Origin of the sequence: Jiella pacifica (genome assembly GCF_010500815.1) — a bacterium.
Classification (GTDB): Bacteria; Pseudomonadota; Alphaproteobacteria; order Rhizobiales; family Rhizobiaceae; genus Jiella; species Jiella pacifica.
The window spans coordinates 152,653-164,438 of sequence record NZ_JAAAMG010000010.1; the positions used below are offsets into that span (position 1 = coordinate 152,653).

General features: G+C 62.9%; 11 protein-coding genes. 10 read left to right on the top strand and 1 reads right to left on the bottom strand.

Translation table 11 applies throughout. The annotated features are described in order from the left end of the window. Positions 1–187: 187 nt before the first annotated feature. From GTK09_RS13920 to GTK09_RS13960, 9 genes are all read left to right on the top strand, one after another. On the top strand, positions 188–1,345 hold the full coding sequence (locus GTK09_RS13920) for a transporter substrate-binding domain-containing protein (protein WP_163463770.1): 1,158 nt from the start codon (positions 188–190) through the stop codon (positions 1,343–1,345). After that, positions 1,345–2,001: an ANTAR domain-containing response regulator gene (locus GTK09_RS13925; RefSeq protein ID WP_163463771.1), complete on the top strand. Its 657-nt coding sequence runs from the start codon at positions 1,345–1,347 to the stop codon at positions 1,999–2,001. Before GTK09_RS13920 ends, GTK09_RS13925 begins: the two co-directional genes overlap by 1 nt. 21 nt (positions 2,002–2,022) lie before the next feature. After that, positions 2,023–3,264 carry an urea ABC transporter substrate-binding protein gene (locus tag GTK09_RS13930; RefSeq protein ID WP_163463772.1) on the top strand — a complete coding sequence of 414 codons (1,242 nt, stop codon included), beginning with the start codon at positions 2,023–2,025 and terminating at the stop codon, positions 3,262–3,264. Positions 3,265–3,417: 153 nt separating this feature from the next. Then, complete coding sequence (locus tag GTK09_RS13935; RefSeq protein WP_163463773.1) at positions 3,418–4,290, top strand: ABC transporter permease subunit; 873 nt, start codon at positions 3,418–3,420, stop codon at positions 4,288–4,290. Between the two features lies 1 nt (position 4,291). Continuing rightward, positions 4,292–5,368: an ABC transporter permease subunit gene (locus GTK09_RS13940; RefSeq protein ID WP_312869856.1), complete on the top strand. Its 1,077-nt coding sequence runs from the start codon at positions 4,292–4,294 to the stop codon at positions 5,366–5,368. Further along, positions 5,368–6,084, top strand: a complete 717-nt coding sequence (locus GTK09_RS13945; protein WP_163463774.1) for an ABC transporter ATP-binding protein — start codon at positions 5,368–5,370, stop codon at positions 6,082–6,084. The genes GTK09_RS13940 and GTK09_RS13945 overlap by 1 nt, the downstream gene beginning before the upstream one ends. Then, complete coding sequence (locus GTK09_RS13950; protein WP_163463775.1) at positions 6,077–6,799, top strand: ABC transporter ATP-binding protein; 723 nt, start codon at positions 6,077–6,079, stop codon at positions 6,797–6,799. Before GTK09_RS13945 ends, GTK09_RS13950 begins: the two co-directional genes overlap by 8 nt. A gap of 55 nt (positions 6,800–6,854) precedes the next feature. Next, a complete protein-coding gene (locus GTK09_RS13955; RefSeq protein WP_163463776.1) occupies positions 6,855–7,853 on the top strand; it encodes an acetamidase/formamidase family protein in 999 nt (332 codons plus the stop codon). Positions 7,854–8,065: 212 nt separating this feature from the next. Continuing rightward, a complete protein-coding gene (locus GTK09_RS13960; protein WP_163463777.1) occupies positions 8,066–9,790 on the top strand; it encodes a nitrilase-related carbon-nitrogen hydrolase in 1,725 nt (574 codons plus the stop codon). 91 nt (positions 9,791–9,881) lie between these two features. Here the strand turns inward: GTK09_RS13960 and GTK09_RS13965 are convergent, their stop codons facing one another. After that, positions 9,882–10,307, bottom strand: coding sequence for a MarR family winged helix-turn-helix transcriptional regulator (locus tag GTK09_RS13965; protein WP_163463778.1), 426 nt, complete (start codon positions 10,305–10,307; stop codon positions 9,882–9,884). A gap of 310 nt (positions 10,308–10,617) precedes the next feature. On the opposite strand from GTK09_RS13965, the gene GTK09_RS13970 reads away from it, so the two are divergent. Next, positions 10,618–11,655, top strand: coding sequence for a substrate-binding domain-containing protein (locus tag GTK09_RS13970; RefSeq protein WP_163463779.1), 1,038 nt, complete (start codon positions 10,618–10,620; stop codon positions 11,653–11,655). The last annotated feature ends 131 nt before the right edge of the window (positions 11,656–11,786 follow it).

Here is an 11,786-nt window from a genome sequence, read left to right on the forward strand (position 1 = left end):
GCTCCGCGAAAATTTGAGAAATCAAATTTCACCCGCTTGACACCACGCCGCAAACGAGCCAGCCTAAAACCTATGCGCAGAGCAGCGTTGCTCAAAAATGCGCCGTACGAACCATTCCACATATCTCGGCAGTGTCGCCCGGCCAGCACAATCGTGCTGACGGGCTTTTTGCGATGAGGATCCGCATTTGATGAAAGCGAGCTACCCGATCGGCATTCTGTTCTCGACGACCGGCTCCTACGGGACGGTCGGACGAACGATGCTCAACGGGGCGCTCATGGCCTGCCGCGAGGTCAATGAAGACGAGAACTCGGGCGTTTCTCTGTGTCCGGTGATCGCCAATCCGCAGAGCGAACTCGTTGCCTATGCGCCTGAGGCCGAAAAAATGCTCCAGAGCGGCATTCGTCACGTCGTCGGCTGCTACACCTCATCGAGCCGCAAGGACGTCATCCCGCTCTTCGAAAAGCGCGACGCGATCCTGTGGTATCCGACCCATTACGAGGGTTTCGAGAGTTCGGCCAATGTCGTCTACACCGGTACGGCCCCCAATCATCACATGGCGCCCATGGTCGATCATCTGGTGTCGAATTTCGGCAAGCGCGCCTTCTGCATCGGGTCGAACTACATCTGGGGATGGGAGAGCAACCGCGTCCTGCGCGAAGATCTAGCGCAGCGCGGCGGCCAGGTTCTCTCGGAGCGCTATCTCGCAGTCGGCGACACGGATGTCGCGGCCATCATCGATGCCATCTTCGAGACCGGCCCGGATTTCATCTTTAACGCTTTGATCGGCCGGTCGTCTTACGCCTTCTTTCGGCAATTCCGCGCAGCCTGCGAGGCTCGCGGCATCGATCAGGTCAACCGCTTCCCGATCGCCAGCTGCAATCTGTCCGAGCCGGAGCTCCATGAGATCGGCGAAGAAGCCGTCGACGGTCACATCAGTTCGTCGGTCTATTTTTCGTCCATCGACACCCCGGCCAACAGGGCTTTCGTCGAGACCTACAGCGCGATGTTCCCGGACGGGCCGGCGGTCTCGGCGGAAGCGGAATCCGCCTATCTCGCCATTCGCTTCCTTGCGAAGGCTCTGGAAAAGGCGGGCAGCGACCAGGCGCGGGCCGTCCTTAATGCGACACGCGGCCAGTCGATCGAAGCGCCCCAGGGCCGGGTGACCATCGATCCGGAAACGATGCACAGCTTCCTGACGCCCCGCATCGGGCGCTCGCGAAAGGATTGTCAATTCGACATCCTCGTCAAGGCCGCCTGCCCGGTCCGTCCGGATCCCTATCTCGTCAGGGCCGCTCCTTCACTTGAGACCGTCTCCATGCGTCCGCAGCTGAGGGTGATCTGATGGCAGTGCCAAGATATATCCAGAACTTCAGCCGTCGTCAGGCGATCCTCGTCAGCGACGACCAGCGGGTCGGCACGACGCTCTCACCGATCCTGTCACGCCTCGGCCTGACCATGCTCCAAAGGGCCACGGCCGAGACGCAGATCGAATGGGCCCCCGACGACCTCGACCCCGAGCGCGACATCATTCTCGTTGACGGCGATCTGCCGCGCATGCCGATCGTGCCGCGCGCGGGTTCCAGCGACACGACGCCTCTCGTGCCCGTGGTCGGGCTGGTCGGTGTGGAAGCACCGAGCCGCCTGAAGACCTTGTTGCAGGTCGGCGCGACCGCCTTTTTGTCGAAGCCGATCCATGGCGGCGCCGTCTATTCGGCCCTCTACCTGTCCGTCAACGAACACGCCCGCAAGACGGGCATGATCAGCGCCATCCAGATGCACGAGCAGCGCCGCAACCAGCGCCGCTTCGTCGTCAAGGCGGTACTTCTCGTCATGCGCGAGCGCGACTGCGACGACGAGGCCGCCTTCGCCCATCTGCGCAATCGCAGCATGCATGCGCGCGTGAGCGTCGAACAATACTGCCAGTATGTCGTCCAACGAAGTGCGACACAAAAAGACAGCGACCCCGAGCCGGCAATGAGGCTCAGGTCCGCGGAATAATTTTCCGAGACGGAGACCACCATGACCAAGCAAGCAACAGGCGTCCTCGCGACGCTAGGGACCCTTTTTGCCTTGTCGGCGGCGGCGTTCGCCCAGGACGGCGAGCCGATCAAGATGGGCGTCCTCGAAGATCAGTCCGGCGATTTCGCCGTCGCCACCATCGGCAAGGTGCACGGCATCGAGCTGGCGGCTGAGGAGATCAACGCCAATGGCGGCATCGACGGCCGGCCGCTCGAGCTCGTCACCTACGACACCCAGTCGGACAATCGTCGCTACCAGGAATTCATGCGGCGCGTCCTGCAACGCGACAAGGTCGACGTCGTGTTCGCCGGCTTCTCCTCCGCCTCGCGTGAAGCCTATCGGCCGATCGTCGACCAATTCGACGGCCTCGCCTTCTACAACAACCAATATGAAGGCGGCGTCTGCGACGCCAACATGATCGTCACCGGCGCCGTGCCCGAGCAGCAGTTCTCGACGCTCATCCCCTACATGGTGGAGAAGTACGGCAAGAACGTCTACACGATCGCCGCCGACTACAACTTCGGTCAGATCTCGGCGGAATGGGTCCGCGACATCGTCAAGGAGAACGGGGGCACCATGGTCGGCGAGGAGTTCATCCCGCTCGGCGTGTCGCAGTTCTCGCAGACCATCCAGAACATCCAGAAGGCCAAGCCGGACTTCCTCGTCACGCTGCTCGTCGGCACGGCCCAGGCCTCCTATTACGAGCAGGCCTCCTCCGCCAATGTCGATCTGCCGATGGCCTCCTCGGTCAATGTCGGCCAGGGCTACGAGCATAAGCGCTTCCAGCCGCCTTCACTCGCCAACATGTACGTCACGACCAACTGGATCGAGGAAGTCGACAATCCGGCGAGCAAGTCGTTCGTCGAGAAGTGGCACAAGAAGTTCCCGGACGAGCCCTACATCAATCAGGAAGCCGAGAACTCCTACGTCGCCGTCTATCTCTACAAGCAGATGGTCGAACGCGCCGGTTCCACCGATCACGACGCCATCCGCAAGGTGATCGCCGAAGGCGACGTCTGCATGGACGCGCCGGAGGGCCGGGTCTGCATCGATCCGAAAAGCCAGCACATGTCGCATACGATCTATCTGGCGAAGGTCAGCGAGGATCACTCGATCAGCTTCCCGAAGGTCTGGGACGACATCAAGCCTTACTGGCTCGGCCATGTCGGCTGCGACCTCACCAAGGAAAACCCGGAAGCCCAGTACACTCCGTCGGACAATCCCAAGAAGAACGACGGCTGATCTGAACCGCCTGGAAGGGCGCGATCCGCGCCCTTCCCTCGCCCCGGTGGCTTTCCGCCTGCACTTGTCCCGCCGCCCTGCCGGACCGCCGGCGGGATGACGCCCGACGCCTGACCGGCACGCCCTCCCGATCTTCGCACCGAAGGACCGTCCATGGACTTCCTGTCCGGCCTCTTCTCGTTTCTCTACCAGACCGGTGACGCCTTCGCCTTCCTGGTCCTGTCGGCCTGCGGGCTGGCGGTGATCTTCGGCATGATGGGGATCATCAACCTCGCCCATGGCGAGTTCATCCTCTGCGGCGCCTATGTCACCACCAGCGCGGTGCGGATGGGACTGCCGCTGCCGATCGCCATCCTTGTCGGCACCCTCGTCGCCGGCCTCGTCGGCATGCTGCTCGAGCGGGTGATCATCCGCCACCTCTATGCGCGGCCGCTCGATTCCATCGTGGTGACCTGGGGCATCTCGATGATCGTGACCCAGGGCACTCTGATTATCCTCGGCTCCACCATGCCGGGAACCGGAACGCCGTTCGGCAGCTTCACCGTCGCCGGCTACGGATATTCCGTCTACCGGTTCGTCCTGATGCTGGCTGCGGTCGCGACGCTGGCCGTCCTGTGGCTGATCTTCACCCGCACGCGCTTCGGCATTCTTGCCAGAGCGACGATCCAGGTGCCGCACATTGCCGAAGCCCTCGGCGTCAACACCTCGCTCATCTACAGCCTGACCTTTGGTCTGGGAGCCGCCTTGGCCGGCCTTTGCGGCGGGCTCTACGCGCCGACGATGACGCTCGTTCCCACCATGGGCTCGGCCTTTGTCGTCGAAGCCTTCGTCACCGTCGTCGTCGGCGGCGCCGACATCTTCCTCGGCACGGCGCCGGCCGCAGCCATTCTCGCCGTCGTCAAGGCCGGCCTCACCTCCTGGCAGGGCCAGCTTGCCGGCCAGATCGGCCTTCTCGTCGCTGTCATCGTCGTCATTCGCATTCTGCCGCGGGGCCTCACCGGCTTCATCCTGCGGGAAAGGACCTGACGTGCCTCGAGGCAACAAAACGACCTCTGTCCTGAAGCTTCTCGAAGGACCGCAGACCCTCGGCAAGGGTCCCGGCTTCTGGTCCGGCTGCGCCGTCGTGCTGGCTTTGGCCTGCGCCTATCCGCTATTTGCGGACGGCTACGACGTCGGCAACAACGTCTACTTCTTCAACTGGGTCTTCATGGCTCTCGGCCTCAGCCTGATCTGGGGCTATGGCGGCGCGCTGTCCTTCGGCCAGACGGCGTTCTTCGGCGTCGCCGGCTACGCCTATGGCGTCTTCACGATCAATCTCGGCGATGCCTACGGGCTGACGCTCGTCTCGCTGGTTGCCGCAGTCGGCCTATCGGCCCTGTTTGCCGGGGTACTTGGATACTTCCTGTTCTTCGGCCGGATCAGCGGCGTCTTTCTCGGCATCGTCACCCTGTCGGTGACGCTGGTGCTGGAACGCTTCATGTCGCAGACCGCTGGCCCTGAATGGGCGATCGGCTCGGCCCGCCTCAACGGCTTCAACGGCATGGGGGGCATGCCCTCGCTCACCATTCCCTGGTTCGGCGCGGACATCGCTCTCTACCCCGATGTCGGGCTTTACTATCTGACGCTGGCGCTGCTGGTGGTGGTCTATCTGGCGCTGCGCATGCTCGTAAATTCGCGCTTCGGCAACGTCCTCGTCGCCATCCGCGAGAACCCGCAGCGGGCGGAAATGCTCGGCTACGACATCCGCCGCTATCAGCTCGTCGCCTTCGTCATCGGCTCGGCTCTCGCCGGCCTGTCGGGCGTCCTCTACACGGCCTGGGGCAACTACATCACCCCGTCCTCCATGGGCATGTCCGCAGCGGCCCTTCCGGTCGTATGGGTGGCTGTCGGCGGCCGCAGCGATCTGACGACGACACTGTTCGGCACGCTGCTCGTCCTCGCCGGCTTTCAGTACCTCACGATCTACGGCAGCCAGTATGCGCTCGTGGTCATGGGCTTTCTGCTCGTCGTCACGATCCTCCTCGCCCCGAGCGGCATCTTCATCAGCCTCGGCTCATTCTTCTCGAGAGGGCTCAGGCGGCGCCAGGCGAGGGAGAGCATCTGATGGCCATCCTCGAAACCCGAAAACTCGACAAGTGGTTCGGCGGCCTGCACGTCACCGACGAGGTCGACTTCACCCTTGAGCAGGGCGAAATCCATTGCCTGATCGGTCCGAACGGCGCCGGCAAGAGCACCTTCTTCAAGCTCGTTCTCGGCGAACACAGCCCGTCGGGCGGGGCCATCCTCTACGACGGCAAGGACATCACCAAGGCGAAGTCCTTCGAGCGCATCCGGCACGGCATCTCGGTGAAGTTTCAGGTGCCCGGCATCTTTCAGGCCCTGAAGGTGCGCCAGAATCTGCAGATCGCCCTGCAGCATCATCTTCAGGGCGCGTCCCTTAACGAAGAGACCGATCGTCTTCTCGAATTTCTGAAGCTGAAGGATGCTGAAAACCAGCTCGCCGGCTCGCTCAGCCACGGCCAGAAGCAATGGCTGGAGATCGGCATGGCGGTCGCGCTGAAGCCCAAGCTCCTCCTCCTCGACGAACCGACCGCCGGCATGACGCCGGACGAGACCCATGCCACCGGCGAAATGGTCCAGGCACTCAACGCCGAAGGCGTCAGCGTCCTTGCCGTCGAGCACGACATGGCCTTCGTCCGGCAGATCGCCCAGAAGGTCACGGTTCTCCATTTCGGCAAGGTCTTCGCGCAGGGCACGATCAACGAGATCGTCGCCGATGAGCGGGTGGCCTCGATCTATCTGGGCGAAGTCCATGCGTAAGGAAGTCCTTCTGGAAACCATGGGGCTTTGGGCCGGCTACGGCGGCAAGCCTGTGCTGCAGGGCGTCGACCTCAGCGTCCGTGCCGGCGAGATCGTCGCCGTCATCGGGCGAAACGGCGTCGGCAAGTCGACGCTGATGCGAAGCCTGATCGGTCTGTTGCCACCGCAACAGGGGTCCGTGCTGTTCGAAGGCGCGGAGATCAACAACCTGTCGGCCCACAAGCGAGCGCGGCTCGGGATCGGCTATGTCCCCCAGGGCCGCGACGTCTTCCCGCGCATGAGCATTTACGAGAACCTACTCGTCGGCCAGTCGATCGACGGATCCGGCAAGGCTGACGTCAAGGAGCGCGTCGACAGGATCTACGGCTACTTCCCGATCCTGAAAGAGCGCCGCGACCAGCGGGCCGGGACGCTGTCCGGAGGACAGCAGCAGCAGCTCGCCATCGGCCGCGTTTTGATGGGCGATCCGGCGCTGATCCTGCTCGATGAACCGTCCGAGGGGATCCAGCCGAACATCGTTCAGGACATCGCCCGCATCATGGTCGAGCTGAACCGGGATACCGGCATCACCGTCGTCTTCGTCGAGCAGAATCTCGACATGATCCGGCAGATGGCCCAGCGCTGTTACGTCATGGACAAGGGATCGGTCACCGCCGAAATCGGCAAGGACGCCCTGGAAGATCGCGACACGGTGCGGCGCTATCTCGCGGTCTGATTGTCTCGCCGCAAGGTAACGAGCAAGAGAATAACCGTCGAAAGAGGAAAGACCCATGAGCTGGTTTGACGATTCAATCATGGCCCGCAAGGCCGTCGCAAAGGGCAAGGCGCTCACCACCCACTCGATCACCGAAGAGAGCCAAGGCAAGTATCACTATGTCTATGGCCATGCCGTCGAACCGGTCCTGACGGTCGATCCAGGCGCCGTCGTCTCGTCCGAGACCCACGACGCCTTCGAAGGCGCGATCAAGCATGAGACCGACAAGCCGAGCGAGATCCTCAACTTTCCCTATCTCAACCCGCAGAACGGTCCGATCTACGTCAATGGCGCGGAAAAGGGCGACTGCCTCGCGGTCTATATCGAAAGCGTCGTTCCAAGGGGGCCGCAGCCGCGCGGCACGACGGTGATCATGCCGGAATTCGGCGGCCTGGTGCCGACAGGTGATACCGCGATGCTGACCGCCCCGCTGCCCGAGCGGGTCAAGAAGCTGGAAGTCACCGAAGAAAAGGGCACGGTCTGGAACGAGCGGATCACCCTGCCCTATGAGCCCTTCATCGGCACGATCGGCACCTCCCCCGAGATCGAGGTCATCTCTTCGCTCGTTCCGGACTATTACGGCGGCAACATGGACCTGCCTGACGTCGCGCCGGGCGCGGTGATCTACCTGCCGGTCAATACGGAAGGCGCCTATCTCTATGTCGGCGACTGCCATGCGGCGCAGGGCGACGGCGAACTGTGCGGCGTTGCCATCGAGCATCCGACCGTCACCACGCTGAGGGTCGATCTGATCAAGGGCTGGACGATCAAGACACCGCGGCTGGAGAACGAGAAGTTCTACATGACCATCGGCTCTGCCCGGCCAATGGAGGACGCCGCCCGCGGCGCCTATCGCGAGCTGATCCGCTGGATGGCGGCCGATTTCGGCTTCGACGAAATCGACGCCTACATGCTGCTCACCCAGTGCGGGCGCATCCGGCTCGGCAACATGGTCGATCCCAAATATACCGTCGGCGCCTCGATCCTGAAATCGATCTCCGGCATCGCGGGCTGAGCGCCCGCCAGCCTACAGCATCGGCCCGAAAATCGGAATCGATTTTCGGAAAGCACGATGCGTAGATTCAATGACTTAGTGCGTCCTTTGTGTGTCCGATAGGACGCGCGGCGCGCTAGCGCCCTTTGACTGAACCGCCTGCTGCGCGCCCCGGTCCTTCGAGGCCGGGGAAACGGCAGAGCTTTGTCCAAATCCGTTCGAGAGGTTACGCCGTGACCACACCGTTTCAGGCCGCCGCGATCCAGTTCGAGCCCGTGATGGGCGACAAGGCGCGCAACGTCGAGGCGCTCGCAAAACTCGTCGAGGACGCGGCGGACCAGGGCGCGGAGCTGATCGTGACGCCCGAGATGGGAACGACGGGCTATTGCTGGCACGACCGCAAAGAGGTCGCCCCCTTCGTCGAGCCGGTGCCGGGCCCGACCACCGCGCGCTTCGCCGAAATCGCCAGGCGGCGAGACGTCTATATCGTCATCGGGATGCCGGAGATCGATCCGTCGACAGAGCTCTATTACAATTCCGCCGTCCTGATCGGGCCGCAGGGCGTGGTCGGTATCCATCGTAAGACCCATCCCTATATCTCCGAGCCGAAATGGGCGGCGAGCGGCGATCTCGGCCACCGCGTCTACGACACGCCCCTCGGCCGCATCGCGCTCCTGATCTGTATGGACATCCACTTCATCGAGACCGCGCGCCTCGTCGCGCTCGGCAAGGCGGATGTGATCTGCCACATCTCCAACTGGCTCGCCGAGCGAACGCCGGCGCCCTACTGGGTCAACCGCGCCTTCGAGAACGGCTGCTACCTCATCGAGAGCAATCGCTGGGGCCTCGAACGCGGCGTCCAGTTCTCGGGCGGAAGCTGTGTCATCGGGCCCGACGCGGAGATCCTTTCGGTGATCGACGGCGGCGACGGCATCGTGACGGCGACCATTGATCCGGCGCGCGCGAGACAGGGAGCCATGCGCGGGGAACCCGTGATGAGCCAGCGCCGGCCGGAGCTCTACAAGGAGCTGATGACCAACACCTTTGCCTGGAATCCGACGGATTTCTTCTCGCTCTACGGACACGAGCCCCTGCCGAAAGGCCGTAAGGCGAAGATCGCGGTCGGAGAATTCGCGCCATCGAAGGACGTTTCGGCCAATCTTCTCACCATCGAAGGTTTGGCGAAGGATGCCGCGAGCGAAGCTGCGGAATTGCTGGTCCTGCCGGAACGTGCCGTTACGGGCCTCGCCGATCCGGCCGAAACTGCCATTGGTCTCGATGATGCCGCTTTAAGACGGCTGGCGGAGATCGCCGAGGCGAATGGTCTCTTCCTTGTCGCCGGGTTTGCCGAGAGGGATGGGGAACAGCTCTACAACTCCGCCCTCCTCGCTGGTCCGGACGGCATCATCGGCCGCTATCGACAGACCCATCTTTCGCAATCCGATCGGGGTTGGGCGAGAGCCGGCGACGACTGGGCCATTTTCGACCTACCCTTTGCTCGCCTCGGTCTGCTCATCGGCCATGACGCCGACTTCCCGGAAGCCGGCCGCGTTCTGGCGCTTCGAGGCTGCGACGTGATCGCCTGTCCGTCGGCGCTCAAGGGTGGCTTCTACAGCGGTCACGACGGAACGGCGGTCGCGCAGCCGGCGCCGATCCCGACCGGCGCCGACCCTCTTCACTGGCATCAGTTCCGGGTGCGTGCCGGCGAGAACAATTGCCACTTCGCCTTCGCCAATGTCCGCTCCCCCCAGGATGGCTATGAAGGCCTTTCCGGTGTCTTCGGCCCGGACACGTTTCTCTTTCCGCGCGACGAAAGCATCGTCACCGGCAACCACAATCTCGCGGTCGCAGAGATCGACACCGGCAGCCATGGCGGCGCCTATCCCACCACGGCGCTGCGTCGGAAGGATCTCGTCCTGATGCGCCAACCGCAGCATTATGTCCCGCTGGTCGTGTGAACCGGCTTTGCTGTCGACACAGTGGATCAAAAACTTCGCCGCCGCCCAGACGAAGGCGGGTGCTTCGCCCATTTGCGAAACGCAGCGCGCTTTATGCGAGGATTTCGCGCAGCAGATGGCCGAGCTGGCTCGCCTTCCCCGGGCTGAGCGAGTCGATCACCTGGCTGCGCTCGGTCTCGACCAGCGGAACCAGTTCCAGAAAATGGCTGCGGCCCTTGTCGGAAAAGAACACCAGCACCCTTCGCCGATCGCCCGGGTCGGGGGCGCGATAGACGAGCCCGTTCGCCACCATGCGGTCGACGATCTTCGTCAGCGTCGGCAGATCGACGAAAACCGAGGGCGCGAGTTCCCCCATGGACTGACCGTCGCGCCGATCGAGCGCGGCCATGACGCGATATTGCTCGATGCGAACTCCGGCAGGTCTGAGACGCGCCTCGGCTGCCGTGTCGAGACGTCGATTCACCCCGGCGATGAGATCCGAAAGGTCGGCCGGAGCGGCGCGGGACACGCCATTCATGCGATTCTCCGAACTATTGGAATTTTCATATATTCCGAGGCCGCGGCCGATGCAATTTCGACCCGTCCAAAATTGCAACGCAATGAGGCGTTGCCCGATCAAGCGTGCTCAGCGTTGCGTTTCAAACGCGCAGCATGCTCCGGCAATAGGCTACCCTTGGTCAATTCCGATCGGATTACCGACGAAGATGCAGGGCTTCCTGCGCCCACCCGCCCCGCGGGTTTGGCACGAAATATGCTATATGATTAGAGGGTTCGCCGCGCTCACGTCGTCACGAGCCCTGTGCCACCGTTCGTTTCGGGAGTAGCGAATGATACGGATTGGGCTTCTGACCGCGCAAAGCGGTCCGTCGGGGATCTGGGCGCCTTCGTCCGAAGCCTGCGCAAGGCTCGCTGTCGACGAGATCAACACGCAATACGGACTCCTCGGTAACGAGGTTCAGCTTGCGGTTATCGACGCGGGCGAAACCGCTGCGAGCGCGGCACAGGCGGTCGATCTGTCGATCGAATTCGACGAAATCGACGCGGTCGTGGGCATGATACCGAGCTATCAGCGCGCGTCCGTCTCGAACATGATCAAGGGCCGCGTCCCGTTCATCTACACGCCGCAATTCGAAGGCTGGGAAGCAAACCGGACGATCGTCACCGTCGGCGAAACATCCGACGAGTTGCTGACGCCCGGCATCGACTGGCTGTTCGATCGCAAGAATGCCACACGCTTTTATCTGTGCGGCAACGACTATGTCTGGCCTCGCCAGACATTGGCCACTGCAAGGCGCATCATCGGCGAGCGCGGCGGTGAGGTCGTCGGCGAGAGGATCGTCCCGTTCGGTTTCGCAGACTACGATCGTCTCTTCGAGGAGATTCGAAAGAGCCGGGCCGACGCGGTCATCCCCTATTTTCTCGGCGCCGAAGCGGTGTCCTTCAACCGCGACTTCGCCGATGCCGGGCTGGCCGGAAAGGTCCTGCGGTTCTCGTCCGCCATCGACGAAACTGTGCTTTACGGGATCGGACCGGACGCCACGGAAAATCTCTATCTGTCCTCCGGCTATTTCGCCTGCCTCGACTCGCGAAACAATCGCAGTTTCCTCGAGCGCTATCATTCGCGCTTCGGCGAAACGCCCCCGCCCGCCAATGCCTTCGGCCAGTCCTGCTACGAGGGCATCTATTGCCTGCTCGCGCTTGCGGAGGCCGCGGGTGATCTCACCGTGCCGTCAGTCGTCGGCGGTCTCGGACGAACACGGCAGAAGAATACCGCGCGCGGCTGTGATGCGCCGAAAGTCGCGGGCGAACGCCAACAGATCCACCTCGCCGCCGTCGACGGAATCGAGCTGACCATGATCCGGTAGAACGGCGGCAAGTTTGGCATACCGTAGCGCACGAGAACGTTCGGTACGGGTCGGACGGAGCGACAGTTGTCGGCGACAGGGCCTTTCTGCATCGGCTTCGCAGGCGAAGAGAGCAAATTTGAGCCGGCTTC